The sequence below is a fragment of the Pseudoduganella sp. S-14 genome (assembly GCF_049913285.1).
In the GTDB taxonomy this organism is placed as follows: Bacteria; Pseudomonadota; Gammaproteobacteria; order Burkholderiales; family Burkholderiaceae_D; genus Rugamonas.
The window spans coordinates 681,361-695,684 of the sequence record NZ_CP183991.1; the positions used below are offsets into that span (position 1 = coordinate 681,361).

Annotated in this window: 15 protein-coding genes; 7 read left to right on the forward strand and 8 right to left on the reverse strand. The window is 63.6% G+C overall.

What is annotated here, in order from left to right:
- Window positions 1–39: 39 nt before the first annotated feature.
- Both ACN9MZ_RS03170 and ACN9MZ_RS03175 read right to left on the reverse strand, forming a co-directional pair.
- Complete coding sequence (locus ACN9MZ_RS03170) at window positions 40–1,728, reverse strand: long-chain-fatty-acid--CoA ligase (RefSeq protein ID WP_426340872.1); 1,689 nt, start codon at window positions 1,726–1,728, stop codon at window positions 40–42.
- Window positions 1,725–2,225: a winged helix-turn-helix transcriptional regulator gene (locus ACN9MZ_RS03175; RefSeq protein WP_426340873.1), complete on the reverse strand. Its 501-nt coding sequence runs from the start codon at window positions 2,223–2,225 to the stop codon at window positions 1,725–1,727. The genes ACN9MZ_RS03170 and ACN9MZ_RS03175 overlap by 4 nt, the downstream gene beginning before the upstream one ends.
- A 182-nt stretch (window positions 2,226–2,407) precedes the next feature.
- Here ACN9MZ_RS03175 and aqpZ point away from each other — a divergent pair, with 182 nt between their 5' ends.
- Window positions 2,408–3,091 (forward strand): aquaporin Z, encoded by a 684-nt coding sequence (gene aqpZ, locus ACN9MZ_RS03180; protein WP_426340874.1) that lies wholly within the window; start codon window positions 2,408–2,410, stop codon window positions 3,089–3,091.
- A 72-nt stretch (window positions 3,092–3,163) separates the two neighbouring features.
- A complete protein-coding gene (locus ACN9MZ_RS03185; protein ID WP_426340875.1) occupies window positions 3,164–3,496 on the forward strand; it encodes a cupin domain-containing protein in 333 nt (110 codons plus the stop codon).
- On the opposite strand, the gene ACN9MZ_RS03190 is transcribed toward ACN9MZ_RS03185, so the two are convergent.
- The 6 genes from ACN9MZ_RS03190 to ACN9MZ_RS03215 form a co-directional block, all read right to left on the reverse strand.
- Window positions 3,477–4,745, reverse strand: coding sequence for a GAF domain-containing sensor histidine kinase (locus ACN9MZ_RS03190; protein ID WP_426340876.1), 1,269 nt, complete (start codon window positions 4,743–4,745; stop codon window positions 3,477–3,479). The two genes, ACN9MZ_RS03185 and ACN9MZ_RS03190, sit on opposite strands and share 20 nt — an antisense overlap.
- A 53-nt stretch (window positions 4,746–4,798) precedes the next feature.
- Window positions 4,799–5,827: an NAD(P)H-dependent glycerol-3-phosphate dehydrogenase gene (locus tag ACN9MZ_RS03195; protein ID WP_426340877.1), complete on the reverse strand. Its 1,029-nt coding sequence runs from the start codon at window positions 5,825–5,827 to the stop codon at window positions 4,799–4,801.
- Between the two features lie 5 nt (window positions 5,828–5,832).
- The gene (locus ACN9MZ_RS03200; RefSeq protein WP_426340878.1) at window positions 5,833–6,279 is read right to left on the reverse strand and encodes an SH3 domain-containing protein; all 447 of its coding nucleotides are present in this window, start codon (window positions 6,277–6,279) and stop codon (window positions 5,833–5,835) included.
- Between the two features lie 85 nt (window positions 6,280–6,364).
- Complete coding sequence (secB, locus tag ACN9MZ_RS03205; RefSeq protein ID WP_090436137.1) at window positions 6,365–6,856, reverse strand: protein-export chaperone SecB; 492 nt, start codon at window positions 6,854–6,856, stop codon at window positions 6,365–6,367.
- Window positions 6,857–6,995: 139 nt separating this feature from the next.
- Window positions 6,996–7,256 carry a glutaredoxin 3 gene (grxC, locus tag ACN9MZ_RS03210; protein ID WP_426340879.1) on the reverse strand — a complete coding sequence of 87 codons (261 nt, stop codon included), beginning with the start codon at window positions 7,254–7,256 and terminating at the stop codon, window positions 6,996–6,998.
- A gap of 10 nt (window positions 7,257–7,266) precedes the next feature.
- Window positions 7,267–7,665 carry a rhodanese-like domain-containing protein gene (locus tag ACN9MZ_RS03215; RefSeq protein WP_426167501.1) on the reverse strand — a complete coding sequence of 133 codons (399 nt, stop codon included), beginning with the start codon at window positions 7,663–7,665 and terminating at the stop codon, window positions 7,267–7,269.
- Between the two features lie 103 nt (window positions 7,666–7,768).
- On the opposite strand from ACN9MZ_RS03215, the gene gpmA reads away from it, so the two are divergent.
- From gpmA to ACN9MZ_RS03240, 5 genes are read left to right on the forward strand one after another with little or no spacing between them, the layout of a single operon-like run.
- Window positions 7,769–8,515, forward strand: a complete 747-nt coding sequence (gpmA, locus tag ACN9MZ_RS03220; protein WP_426167503.1) for a 2,3-diphosphoglycerate-dependent phosphoglycerate mutase — start codon at window positions 7,769–7,771, stop codon at window positions 8,513–8,515.
- Window positions 8,516–8,526: 11 nt separating this feature from the next.
- Complete coding sequence (locus tag ACN9MZ_RS03225) at window positions 8,527–9,987, forward strand: murein hydrolase activator EnvC family protein (protein ID WP_426342858.1); 1,461 nt, start codon at window positions 8,527–8,529, stop codon at window positions 9,985–9,987.
- 16 nt (window positions 9,988–10,003) lie between these two features.
- Window positions 10,004–11,410 (forward strand): S41 family peptidase, encoded by a 1,407-nt coding sequence (locus ACN9MZ_RS03230; protein ID WP_426340880.1) that lies wholly within the window; start codon window positions 10,004–10,006, stop codon window positions 11,408–11,410.
- Window positions 11,411–12,163 carry a HesA/MoeB/ThiF family protein gene (locus ACN9MZ_RS03235; RefSeq protein WP_426340881.1) on the forward strand — a complete coding sequence of 251 codons (753 nt, stop codon included), beginning with the start codon at window positions 11,411–11,413 and terminating at the stop codon, window positions 12,161–12,163.
- Between the two features lie 15 nt (window positions 12,164–12,178).
- Window positions 12,179–14,305 (forward strand): amidohydrolase family protein, encoded by a 2,127-nt coding sequence (locus ACN9MZ_RS03240; protein WP_426340882.1) that lies wholly within the window; start codon window positions 12,179–12,181, stop codon window positions 14,303–14,305.
- Window positions 14,306–14,324: the final 19 nt, after the last annotated feature.

Here is a 14,324-nt window from a genome sequence, read left to right on the forward strand (position 1 = left end):
TGAGATGTTCGGGGGCAGTACAGGGAATGCAGCAAAAACTTACGCCGCGACCTTTTCGTCGCGCAGCTCGCGGCGCAGGATCTTGCCCACATTGGTCTTGGGCAGGGCGTCGCGGAACTCGATGTATTTCGGTTTTTTGTAAGCGGTCAACTGCTGTTTGCAGTAGTCCATCAGCTGTTCGCTGGTGAGCGATTGGTGTTTGCGCACCACGAACAGCTTGACGGCTTCGCCCGAACCGGCGTCGGGTACGCCGATGCAGGCGCATTCGAGCACCAGCGGATGGGCGGCCACCACGCCTTCCACTTCATTGGGGTAAACGTTGAAGCCGGAGACCAGGATCATGTCCTTCTTGCGGTCCACAATGCGGACATAGCCCTGTTCATCCATGATGCCGATGTCGCCCGACTTGAAGTAGCCGGACGCCGTCATGACCTTGGCGGTTTCGTCCGGACGCTTCCAGTAGCCGGCCATCACCTGCGGGCCGCGGATGGCGATTTCACCGGCCTGGCCGAAGGGCAGGGGATTGCCGTCGTCGTCGACGATCGCCACTTCGGTCGACGGCACCGGCAGGCCGATGGTGCCGCTGAAGCCATTCTGGTCGGGACGGCACAGCGTAGCCGTCGGCGAGGTCTCCGACAGGCCATAGCCTTCCAGGATCGGGCTGCCGGTCGCGGCCAGCCAGCGTTCGCTGACCACCTGCTGCACCGCCATGCCGCCGCCCAGGGTGATGCGCAGGCCGGAAAAGTCGACCTTCGCCAGCTCGGGCTGGTTCAGCAAGGCGTTGAACAGGGTATTCACGCCGGGGAAGAAATTGACGCGGTACTTGGCCAGCTCCTTGACGAAGCCTGCCATGTCGCGCGGATTGGGCACCAGCAGGTTCATTGCGCCCCAGCGCGCGCCCATCAGCATGCAGGCGTTCAGCGCCAGGATGTGGTACAGCGGCAGCGCGCATACCGTCACCACCTGCTCGCCCTTGGCTTGATTGAGCAGGGCCGGGCCGGCCCACGCATCGTTCTGCAGCATATTGGCGATCACGTTGCGGTGGGTCAGGGTGGCGCCCTTGGACAGGCCCGTGGTGCCGCCCGTGTATTGGAGGAAGGCGATGTCGTCGTGGCCCATCTGCATCGGGCGCAGGGCTTCGCGTGCGCCCTGGCGCAAGGCCGTGCGGAATGGCACGGCGCCCGGCAGATCAAAGGGCGGCACCATCTTCTTCACCGTGCGCACCACGAAGTTGACCAGCATGCCCTTGGCAAAGCCCAGCATGTCGCCCATGCTGGCGACCACCACGTGCTTGACGCTGGTGCGCGGCAGCACCTTCTCCAGCGTGGTGGCGAAGTTTTCGAGAATGAAGATGGCTTCGGCGCCGGAATCGGTCAACTGGTGTTCCAGCTCACGCGCGGTGTACAGCGGATTGACGTTCACCACGGTGCAGCCGGCGCGCAGGACGGCCGCCACAGCGACCGGATATTGCAGCACGTTGGGCATCATCACTGCGATGCGGGCGCCCTTCGCCAGTCCGCGCTGCTGCAGCCATGCGGCCAGGTTGCGCGAGTGCTCGTCCCACTCGCGGTAGCTCATGACGCTGTCCATGCAGGCGTAGGCCTTGCGCGCGGCGAACTTGCCGAAGGACTCCTCCAGCAGGTGCGGCAGGGAGCGGTACAGGTCGGGATCGATGGTGGCCGGAATGCCATCGGGATAGGACTTGAGCCAGACTTTATCGGTATTCATTGTTTGCTTGTCTCCTCTCTCATGCGCATCAAAGCGTGCGTCTTGTCATCGGCGCCGGGGCCGGCCACCGTATCGATCTGCGCCGGCGCCAGGTCGCGCCCGTCGGCGGCGCGGATGCCGACGCCGGCCACGGGCAGCCCGGTGGCCCGCTCCACCAGCGTCATGCGCGGCCCGTCCGGATGCGGCGCCCATTGCTCGCCCCACACGGTCATCGCGGCCAGGATGGGATAGAGCGAGTGGCCCTTGGGCGTCAGGCGGTAATGGACGATGCGGGCGTCTTCACCGGATGGCTGGCGCAGCAGGATGCCGTGCTCCACCAGCCTGCCCAGGCGGCGGGCCAGGATATTGGTGCTGATGCCGAGGTGGCGCTGGAAATCCTGGAAGCGGGTCATGCCGCAAAAGGCGTTGCGCAGGATGACAAAGGTCCACCATTCGCCGACCTGCTCCAGGGTCTGGGCGATGGGGCAGTTCATCTCGGCGAACGAACCTTTGCTCATTGGCTTCCATTTTGGTAGTAAATATATAACATTTACTCTATTGAAACCGCTTGCGTAACACAAGCGAATTTTCTAGAACGGTCGCTCTATTTTTCTGCGATGCAACACGTCGCACCGTTGTCATTTCCGTCATTTATAGTTAGTCTGTTTGCAAAATTACCAATCGTCAACGGAGGCGTGACATGCAAAAACTGGGTGCGGAGTTCTTCGGTACGTTCTGGCTGGTCTTGGGCGGCTGCGGCAGCGCGGTGCTGGCGGCGGCATTTCCCGGCGTGGGGATCGGCTTGCACGGGGTGTCGCTGGCCTTCGGCCTGACGGTACTGACCATGGCCTTCGCCATTGGCCATATTTCGGGCTGCCATTTGAACCCGGCCGTGTCGGTGGGCCTGTGGCTGGGCGGCCGCTTCCCTGCCAAGGATCTGCCGGGCTATATCTTGGCGCAAGTGCTGGGCGGCATTGCTGCCGGCGGCGTGCTGTACCTGATTGCCAGCGGCAAGGCCGGTTTTGACGTGGCTGCCGGCTTCGCCTCCAACGGCTACGGCGAGCATTCGCCAGGCGGCTACAGCCTGCTGGCGGCCCTGGTCACGGAAGTAGTGATGACGGCCTTCTTCCTGGTGGTGGTCCTGGGTGCTACCGACAAGCGCGCACCGGCCGGCTTTGCGCCGATCGCCATTGGCCTGTGCCTGACCCTGATCCACCTGATCTCGATCCCGGTCACCAACACCTCGGTCAACCCGGCGCGCAGCACCGGCGTGGCGCTGTATGTCGGCGGCTGGGCGGTAGCGCAGCTGTGGCTGTTCTGGGTGGCCCCGATCATCGGCGCCGGCGTTGGCGCCGGCATCTACCGCTTCATCGGCCGGGAATAAATGGGGTAAATAAATGGGGTACGTCCCCATTTAAACCTTGCTGCTATCATGGGGGCAATCCAGGGAGGGTATATGGCGCTACCGCATGCATCATCCGGGCAAGTGGTCCGGATTGGCCGCGAGGCCGGTGAAAGCTTGTCGCAGTTTTCTTCCATCGCGCTGGCCAAGACGGAGCAGCTGGAATTGATCCGCATGACTGTGCCGGCTGGCCGCGCGGTACCGGAGCATGCGGTCAAGGGCCAGGTCACGCTGCAATGCCTGGAAGGCGAGGTGGCGTTCGATGCGCATGGCCGCACCGCCATCCTGCGCGGCGGGGAAATGCTCTACCTGCAAGGCGGCGCGCCGCACGCCCTGCGCGCCAACACCGATGCGCTGCTGCTGTTGACTATCGTGCTGCGGGATTGAGCGGCAGGCGGAAGGTGAACCGGACGCCGTCGCCCGGCGTGCTGTCGAGATGTACGCTGCCCTTCAGGATCGCTTGCACGGCGTTCAGCACGATCGTCAGGCCCAGTCCGCGCGCGCCCTCGCCCAGTCGCGTCGTGTAGAACGGCTCGAACACGCGCGGCTGTGCATCGGCGGCGATGCCGCAGCCATTATCCGTATAGACCAGCTCCACGTCGCTGCCTTGGCGCGCAGCGGCAATGTGCACGCAGCGCCCCTCGCGGCCGGCAAAGGCATGGCGCGCCGAGTTGTCCAGCAAGGCGACCAGGACCTGTTCGATATGGCCTGGGTAGCTGTCCAGCTCCAGGCCGGCAGGAATATCCACCGTCAGGCTGATCGCTTCGCGTCGCAGCAAGGGGGCGGTGGCGCTGGCGACGTGGGCCACCGTTTCGTCGAGGTCGAAGCGGCGCCGCGGCTGCCCTTCCTGGTCCACCGCTATCTGCTTGATGCTGGCCAGCAGGTTGCCGGCGCGCGTGCTGTTGCGTTCGATCGTGTCGCAAGCTTGCCGCCCTTCGTCAAGCATGCGCCGCAAATTCGATTGCGACAGCGAGCGGGCGTCGGCCTGCTGCGCAATATCGTCCAGCCGCGCGGCCAGCGAGGACGAGCCCAGCACGATATTGCCCAGCGGCGTATTCAGTTCATGCGCGATGCCGCCGACCAGGCGGCCGATGGTGGCCAGCTTGGCCGTGGCTACCATCTGCTCCAGGATTGCCGCATCGCGCAACGCCTGTTCGCGGCGTTCGTAGACCTGGCGCAGGTCGCGTTCGACCAGGCCGCGGAATTGCTCGAGCAGCGCGCGCTGGGTGTCATCGTAAGGGTTCTTTTTCCGGTCCAGCACGCAGATGGTGCCAAAGACGTGTTCGTTGGGCCAGACCAGCGGCAGGCCGAGGTAGGAAACCATGCCGAGCTTGATGTCGGGATTGGCGCACCAGGCGGCGTCCTGCAGGGCATCCGGAACCAGGAGTTCGGCGCGCCGCGCCATCACGGTCTCGCAATACAGGCCGGTGTTCAAGGGCGCCAGCTCTTGTTCTTCGTAGGGATTGCCCGGCGAATGGCTGGACAGGAATACCTGGATGCTGGGCGGCTGCACACGCATGATCAGGGCCGCGGGCACCTGCAGCAGCCGGGCCAGCAAGTCCAGCACTTGCTGCCACTTGTCCGCGATCGACGTGTCGATCTCGAGCGTTTCAGCCAGGTTTGCGGAACTGAGCATCGTCGCCTCCACTGAAGGGATGCGCCGATTATAGAATGGCGAGCGCGACGATGCTACTTAACTGGCGGTACCTGGGTTTCCGAGCGCGGGTCGCGCGCCAGCAAGCCTTGCACCAGGTCGGCCGGTTGCAAGCCGTCGAACAGCACGCTGGCGACGGCGTTGGTAATCGGCATCTCCACGCCAAGGCGGCGCGCCAGTTCGCGCACTGCTTTCGCGCAGGGCACGCCTTCGGCCACATGGCCCAGCTCCTTGACCACGGTTTCCAGCGACTTGCCCTGCGCCAGGCCCAGGCCAACGCGGCGGTTGCGCGACAGGTCGCCGGTGCAGGTCAGGATCAGGTCGCCCATGCCGGTCAGGCCCATGAAGGTTTCGACTTGCCCGCCGAGCGCGGTGCCGAGGCGGGTAATTTCGGCCAGGCCGCGTGTAATCAATGCAGCCCGCGCGTTCAGGCCCAGGCCCATGCCGTCGGCCACGCCGGTGGCAATCGCCAGCACGTTCTTCACGGCGCCGCCCACTTCCACGCCGACGATGTCGTCGCTCGAGTAGACGCGCATGGTACCGCCGTGCACGGCGCCCACCACCAGCTCGCACAGGGCGGCATCGCTGGCGGCAATGGTCAGGGCGCAAGGCAGGCCCTTGGCCACTTCCTGTGCGAACGAAGGGCCGGACAGTGCGCCAGCCGGCACGCTATCGCCCAGTACTTCGCGCACGATCTGGTGCGGCAGCATGCCGGTGTCGTATTCAAAGCCCTTGCACAGCCAGACGATGTTCGGAATCTGCCTGCCTTTCAGTGCCTGCAGCAAAGGGCGCAGGCCGGCGACCGGGCAGGCGGCAATCAGCAAGCCATCCTGGCCCGCATGGGCCACGGCGGCATCGAAATCGGAGCTCACCTGCAGCGCAGGCGGGAAGGGGAAGCCTTTCAGGTAATGGCTATTGTCGCGGGCGGCGGCCATCTCGGCCATCGCGGCGGCATCGCGGCCCCACAGCACCACATCGTGGCGCGCGGCGACAGCGATGGCGACGGCGGTACCCCAGGCGCCGGCGCCCAGCACGCTGATCTTGCGTTTGCCTTCTTGCAGCATCTTGCTCAGTTACCCCAAATATCGTTGCTGCGCACATAGCCGACCAGGCCGTCGCGGTGCTTCACCTTGGTCCAGCCGTTGGCGGCCGGTTCAGCCAGTTCCAGCAGCACGCCCTTGTCGGCGATGAACACCACAGGCGAGGTATCGTCGGCCGCGCCGCGTACCTTGGTGTTGGCTGCGCGGACAATCACGTTGCGCTGCTTGATGCTCAAGCCCTTGGCTTCGGTCCAGGCCAGGTCGCCGGCCATATCGCGCACCTTGACCCACTCGCCATACGTCAGCACGACTTCCAGCGGAGCGCCGGAAGGGACGATGTACTGCTTGGCCGCCCGGGTCGACGGGGCGCCGTACAGCACGGCAGGATTGGCGCCGACCGACCGGTAGTCGATAGCCTGGGCGCTGGCGCAAGCCAGCAGCGATGCGGCGATGGCGACAATTCGGCGTAAATTCATCGATTAATACCTTAAAAATGCGCAAAGGCCCACTGGGGCCTTTGCATGCGGGGGAACCGTGGTTCCCCATGATATCGCAGAAGTATTACTGTACGGTGGCCGAGCCTTCGACCGGGGTCGCGCCAGCTTCAGCAGCTTGCTGCTGGGCGATGGCTGCCAGGCGCTGCTGGTAGAACACTTCGAAGTTGATTTCCGCCAGGTGGATCGGAGGGAAGCCGGCGCGGGTGATCATGTCGGCGATGTTCGAACGCAGGTACGGGTACACGATGTTCGGGCAGCCGATGCCCAGCAGTGGGTCCAGCTGTTCGGCTGGAATATTGCGGGCTTCGAAGATGCCGGCTTGCTTGCCTTCAACCAGGAAAGCGACTTTGTCCTTGATCTTGGCAGTCACGGTCACGGTCACGGTGGACTCGAAGATGCCTTCGGACAGCGGCTCTGCGCCAACGTCCAGCGCCACTTCGATGGAAGGGGCTTCCTGCTCCAGGAAGATAGCTGGGGAATTAGGCTGTTCCAGCGACATGTCCTTCAGGTAGACGCGTTGGATTTGGAATACAGGTTGCAGGTTTTCTTCAGACATGGAACGCTTTCGTATCAGTTATATAGTTAATGCTTGTCCAGGCCACGGAGGTAAGCCAAAGTCAAACGCGACGGCAATTGTAGCAAAACTAGTTTATCTTCCAACGTTTCGCCCGCTCGTCCGTTGTATTTGGGGCCGTTTAACCTTTTAACAAGGGGTCGAGGCCGCCAGCCTGGTCCAGCGCGTACAAATCGTCAAAACCGCCAACGTGGGTGTCGCCGATATAGATCTGCGGCACGGTGCGGCGGCCGGTCTTTTCCATCATCAGCTGGCGCTGGGCCGGGTCGAGGTCGACGCGGATCTTGTGGATGGCGGTGACACCCTTGCTTTCCAGCAAACGTTCGGCGCGCACGCAATACGGGCACACCAGGGTGCTGTACATGGTAACGTTGGCAGTCATGGCAGCTCCTTTACTTTGTCAGTGGCAGGTTTTGCGACTTCCAGGCATCGATCCCACCTTCCATCACGACAACGTCGGAGAAGCCGGACTTTTCCAGCATGCGGGCGGCGCTGAAGGCGCTGATCCCTTTGTCGCATACCACCACCAGGGTCTTGTCCTTGAACTTCTTCAGTTCGTCCATGCGGTTGCCCAGTTCGGCCAGCGGGATATGTTTGGAATCGATGATACGGCTTTCGGCCTTGTCCTTGGCGCGCACATCGAGAATGCCGGCTTTGCCGCGGTTGATCAGCAGGGTCACTTCGGCCGGCGAGGCTTTTTTACCGCGCTGGGTCAGCACTGGGAACAGCAGGGCGCCGCCGGACAACAGGACGATGGCGATCAGAAAAATATTGTCGATGATGAATTTCACGGTAATCCAATGGTTGAACTTAATCCGAGCATTATAAAATAGATGCTTGTTCGTGGCTTCGGCGGCGATTTTCACCCATTTCCAACTCTATTGTTATAGCTATATGTACAAAATCGTATTCATGCGTCACGGCGAGTCCACCTGGAACCTGGAAAATCGCTTCACCGGCTGGACCGATGTGGACCTGACCGAAAAAGGCGTCAACGAAGCCAAATCTGCCGGCAAAATCCTGAAAGATGCAGGCTTCTCCTTCGACCTGTGCTATACCTCGGTACTCAAGCGCGCCATCCGCACCCTGTGGCTGACCCTGGATGAGATGGATGAAATGTACGTGCCGATCAAGCATGACTGGCGCCTGAACGAGCGTCATTACGGCGCCCTGCAAGGCCTGGACAAGGGCGAAACCGCCGCCAAGTTCGGCGATGCGCAGGTGCTGGTATGGCGCCGCAGCTACGACATCCCGCCGCCAGCGCTGGAAGCCGGCGACGACCGCACTTCCTTCAACGACCCGCGCTATGCCGGCTTGCCAAAGGATGCCATCCCGCTGACCGAGTGCCTGAAAGATACCGTGGCGCGCGTGATGCCGGCCTGGGACGATGAAATCGCTCCAGCCATCAAGGCCGGCAAGCAGATCCTGATTTCGGCCCACGGCAACAGCCTGCGCGCCCTGATCAAGATGCTGGACGGCATCAGCGACGAAGCCATCGTCGGCCTCAACATCCCGAACGGCCAGCCTCTGGTATACGAACTGGATGCCGACCTGAAGCCGATCAAGCACTACTACCTGGGCGACCCGGCCGCCATCGCTGCCGCCCAGGCTGCCGTGGCCAACCAGGGCAAGGCCAAGTAATCCCCGTGGCGTTGCATCCGATTCGCCGCGGTCGCGTCTGGAATTTGCGTGGCGTTGCGCTGGCCTTGCTGCTGGCGCTGGGCGCCGTGCATGGCGCCGACGCCGCCAAGGCGCCCAAGCCGACCGAACGCAGCAAGCAAAAGGCTGCCGCCGAAACGGAGCGGGCGGCGCTGGCGCGCAAGCTGGCCAACCTGAAGGCGGAAATCGGCAAGACCGAGAGCGCCAAGGAAGACGCGGCCGACACGCTGGCCGAGTCGGAGGAAGCCATTTCCGACGCCAACCGCACCCTGCGCGACCTGGCGGCGGAGCAATCCCAGATCAATAGCAAGGTGGCAGAACTGGCCGCCGAGCAGCTGCGCCTGTCCGCCACGGTGGCGGCGCAGAAGCAGCAATTGGCCAAGCTGCTGCGCGAGCAGTACGTGGCCGGCAATGAAGACCGCATCAAGCTGCTGCTCTCGGGCGACAATCCCAACCGCATCAACCGCGAACTGCAACTGATGGCCTATGTGTCGCAGTCGCAGGCGCGCCTGCTCGATTCGCTGCGCGCCAACCTGAAGAAGGTCGAAGAGAACCAGGCCGAGGCGCAGAACGCCAAGCAGGAACTGGATGAAATCGCCGAGGAGGAAAAGCAGCAGAAAGCCAAGCTGGAGCAGGAGAAGGGCCGTCGCGCCGCTGCCCTGGCCAGCCTGTCCAAGAAGCTGGTGGCCCAGCGCAAGGAAGCCGGCCGCATGGAGCAGGACGCCCAGCGCCTGGATGCCCTGGTCGACAAACTGAACAAGCTGATCGAAGAACAGGCGCGCATCGCCGCCGCTGAAAAGGCACGCCAGGAAAAGCTGGCCGCCGAACGGGCGGCCAAGGCCAAGGCGGAAGCGGAAGCGCGTGCGCTGGCCCGCGCCAAGGCGCAGGCCGAGCGCGAACGCCTGGCGCAGGAAGCGAAAAAAGCCGGCAAGCCGGTGCCGAAACCGCCGCCGGTCGAGGACGAACCGAAGGTCGCCGCCAAGCCGGAGCCTTCCGAGCAGCGCGACGAAAAGTCGCCGCGTCCATCCGAGGTGGCACTGGCGCCAGTGGTGCCGGACGGCGTGTTCGCCAGGTTGAAGGGCGAGCTGCCGGCGCCGGTCGCCGGCAAGGTCGATAAGCGCTTCGGCAGCAAGAATGCCGACGGCGTGGCCTGGAAAGGCATGGTGGTGAAGGCTGCCGCCGGCGCCGAAGTGCGCGCCGTGGCGGCGGGCCGCGTGGTGTACGCAACCTCGCTGCGCGGCTACGGCAATTTCATTATCATCGACCACGGCGGTCAATACTGGAGCGGCTACGGCTACAACGAGTCTGTGCTGAAACGCGCCGGCGACGTGGTGAAAGCAGGCGAGGTGATCGCCACCGTTGGAAATACCGGCGGTTACGAAGAATCGGGTTTATACTTTGAAATGCGCCACCAGGGCAAGCCGATAGATCCGGCCGGGTGGGTGAAGTTCTAGCGGCGGAAAGCAATCAATGGGCAACAAAACGAAGAGTCTGGGCCTGGTCGGCCTTGGTATGGTGGCTGGCATAGCCGTCTCGATGCAGTTTTCCGCCCTTGCGCAAAAGGCTTCCACGCCTTTGCCGCTGGAAGAACTGCGCACCCTGTCCGAAGTTTTCAGCCTGATCAAATCCGACTACGTCGAACAGGTCGACGACAAGAAGCTGCTGCAGGACGCCATCGCCGGCATGGTTTCCTCGCTCGATCCGCATTCCACCTATCTCGATAAGGCCGCATTCAAGGAAATGCGCGAATCCATCCACGGCAAGTTTGTCGGCATCGGCATCGAAGTCGGGGTGGAGGACGGCTATATCAAGGTGGTGGCGCCGATCGAGGATTCGCCGGCCTGGCGCGCCGGCATCAAGGCGGGCGACCTGATTACGCGCCTCGACAACGAGCCGCTGAAAGGCCTGCCGCTGGACGACGCCATCAAGAAAATGCGCGGCGAACCGCGCACCAAGGTGGTGCTGACGGTGGCGCGCAAGGATGAAGACAAGCCGCTGCTGATCCCCATTGTGCGCGAGGAGATCCGCGTGCAGAGCGTCAAGGTGAAGATGGTGGAGCCGGACTATGCCTGGCTGCGCATCTCGCAATTCCAGGAGCCGACGGTGGAAGACATGGCGAAGAAGCTCGGCGCCCTGTATGCCAGGAACCCGAACCTCAAGGGCCTGGTGCTGGATCTGCGCAACGACCCGGGCGGCGTGGTGCAGGGCGCGGTCGGGGTGTCGGCAGCCTTCCTGCCGAAGGATGCGCTGGTGGTGTCCACCGACGGCCAACTGGCAGATTCCAAACAGGCTTTCCATGCCACTTCGGAGAACTATGCCACCCGCAGCGGCAGCGATCCGCTGGCCAAGCTGCCGGCCGCGCTGAAGACGGTGCCAATGGTGGTGCTGGTCAACGGCGGCTCCGCCTCGGCTTCCGAAATCGTGGCCGGCGCGCTGCAGGACTACAAGCGTGCCATCGTGATGGGCAGCCAGACCTTCGGCAAGGGCTCGGTGCAGACGCTGCGCCAGATTACGGCCGATTCGGCCGTCAAGCTGACCACGGCGCGCTACTTCACGCCGAACGGCCGCGGCATCCAGGCCAAGGGCATCGTGCCGGACGTGCTGGTCGATGAAACGGCGGAAGGCGACGCCATCAACAGCCTGCGCCTGCGCGAAGCCGACCTGCAGAAGCACCTGGCCAACGGCGACGGCGAAGAAGACAAGGAAGGCCGTATCCGCCGCGACGAACTGGAAGAAGAACAGCGCCTGCTGGCCGCTGCGAAAAAGCAGAAGCCTTTCGAGTTCGGCGGCAAGGACGACTTCCAGCTGGAGCAGGCGCTGCGCCATTTCAAGGGCTTGCCGGTCAAGACATCCAAGCCTGAGCTGGCTGTGAAGTAAATGAACGACCAGCAGCTGCTGCGTTATTCGCGCCACATCCTCCTCGATGAAATCGGCATCGAGGGGCAGCAGGCGATGCTGCAGGGCAGGGCGCTGGTGATCGGCGCGGGCGGCCTCGGCTCGCCGGCAGCGCTCTACCTGGCCTCGGCCGGCATCGGCCAGCTGACCATCGTCGACCATGACTGCGTCGACCTGACCAACCTGCAGCGCCAGATCGCCCACACCACCGAGCGTGTCGGCCAGCCCAAGGCCGAATCGGCGCGCGCCACGCTGAATGCCATCAACCCCGAATGCCAGGTGAACGCCCTGGTCGAGCGCGTCGACGACGCGCGCCTGGCAGCGCTGGTGGCGCAGCACGACGTGGTGCTCGACTGCACCGACAATTTCAAGACCCGCCATGCCGTCAACCGTGCCTGCGTGGCGCATCGCGTGCCGCTGGTGTCGGGCGCCGTGATCCGCTTCGACGGCCAGGTCAGCGTGTTCGATACGCGGGTGGCGGGGCCTTGCTACTCCTGCCTGTTCCCGCAAGACCAGCCGTTCGAGGACGTGGCTTGCTCCACCATGGGCGTGTTCGCGCCGCTGGTGGGCGTGGTCGGCGCCATGCAGGCTGCCGAAGCGCTCAAGCTGGTGATGGGCATCGGCGAGTCGCTGTCCGGCCGCCTGCTGCTGCTGGATGGATTGCGCATGGAGTGGAACAGCATTAGCATCAGCCGCAACGAGGCCTGTCCTGTCTGCGGGACACAACATCAATAAACAGGAGATCCATCAATGAAGCGAGTTTCCGCCGTCCTGGCGCTGGCGATTGCAAGCGCGTTCAGCGCACAGGCAGCCGTCACGCAAACCACGCGCTACGTCATCATTTCCGAGAACAACGGCAAGCAGATGGGCGAGCAAGTGGTGGAAAACCACGACGACGGCCTGACCAAGGTTCGCTACATTTACAAGGACAACGGCCGCGGCCCTGAACTGACGGAGGAATTCCGCCTGGCGCCGGACGGCACCATGTCGCAATACCACGTCAAGGGCAATTCGACCTTTGGCGCCGTGGTCGACGAAGTCTTCGAGCGAAACGGCGACAAGGCGCACTGGAAGTCCACCACCGAACAGGGCGCGAAGGATGTGCGCGGCCCGGCCGTCTACGTAGCGCTGAACGGCAGCTTCGAAGTCGATTCACGTGCAATCGCCGCGCTGGCCAGGACGCCCGATGGCACCATCCCGCTGCTGCCATCGGGCACCCTGAAGCAGGTCGTGCTCGATGAAGTGCAGGTTGCCGGCCCCAAGGGCCAGTCGCAGCAGGTGCAGCTGGTGGCACAGACCGGCCTTGGCCTGAGCCCCAAATTCCTGTGGATCACCAAGGGCGCCAATCCTTCCCTGTTCGCCGTCATCGAGCCTGGCACCTACGTGTTCGCCATCGAAGGCTGGCAGGACAACGGCAAGGTCCTGGCCGAGCGCCAGAAAAGCGCCGAAGCAAACATGCTGAAAGACCTGGCGGCCAGGCTGCAGCACCCGCTGCAAGGCCTGACCGTGGTCAAGAACGCCCGCATCTTCGACAGCAACAAGGCCACCGTCGGCGCGCCGTCCGACGTGTACGTGCTGCGCGGACGCATCGCCGCCATCATGCCGGCCGGCTCGCCGGTACGCGGCGCCGTCAACGAGATCGATGCCGCCGGCCGCATCATGCTGCCAGGCCTGTTCGACATGCACGGCCACATCGGCCGCTGGGAAGGCGCGCTGCACGTGGCCGCCGGCGTGACCACGCTGCGCGACATGGGCAACGACAACGCCCAGCTGCAGATGATGATCGACGAGACTGCGGACGGCAAGCTGCTGGCGCCGCAGATCGTGCCGGCCGGCTTCCTGGAAGGAGAAAGCCCGTATTCCTCCAATGGCGGCTTCGTGGTGAAAACGCTGGAGCAGTCCAAGCGCGCCATCGACTGGTACGCCGAGCATGGCTATCCGCAGCTCAAGATCTACAACTCCTTCCCGAAAGAGATCCTGAAGGACACCGTGGCCTACGCCCACTCGCGCGGCATGCGCGTCTCCGGCCACGTGCCGGCCGGCCTGCGCGCCCAGCAGGCGCTGGACGCCGGCTACGACGAACTGCAGCACATCAACCAGGTCATGCTGAACTTCCTGTTCAAGCCGGGCGTGGAAACGCGCAGCCTGGAGCGCTTCTACCTGCCGGCTGAAAAAGTGGCCGGCCTGGACTTCAATTCGAAGGAAGTGAAGGACTTTGTCGCGACCCTGAAGAAAAAGCAGATCGTGATCGATCCGACCCTGGCGACCTTTGCCTTCCTGAAGCAGAAAGATGGCGACGTCAATGAACCATGGGCGGCAGTGGAAGGCAATATGCCGCCCGACGTGGCGCGCGGCTTCCACGTCGGCACCATGAAGATCCCGGATGCCGCCACCCAGGCGCGCTACGAGAAATCCTTCGCCAAGATGGTGCAATTCGTCGGCACCCTGCACAAGGCCGGCGTGCCGATCGTGGCAGGCACCGACGACCTGGCAGGCTTCACCCTGCATTCGGAACTGGCCCTGCTGGTGAAAGCAGGCCTGACCCCGGCCGAAGCGATCCAGATCGCGACCCGCAACGGCGCCCGCTACACCCGCACCAGCGCCGACCGCGGCAGCATCGAAACCGGCAAGCTGGCAGACCTGGTGCTGGTCGACGGCGACCCGACCAGGAATATCGAGGACCTGCGCAAGGTATCCGCCGTTATCACGCGCGGCCAGGTGATCTATCCTAAGGAAGTGGACGAGGCGCTCGGCATCAAGCCTTTCGTGGCCGACGTGCCGGCGGTGAAGCCGCTGGAAGCCGTGCCGTCGAATATCGCCGGTTCGAACGACGGCCTGTTGCGCCGCGCTGGCGCAATTGGCCGCAAGCACGATTGAATCACTTATACTGCCAGTT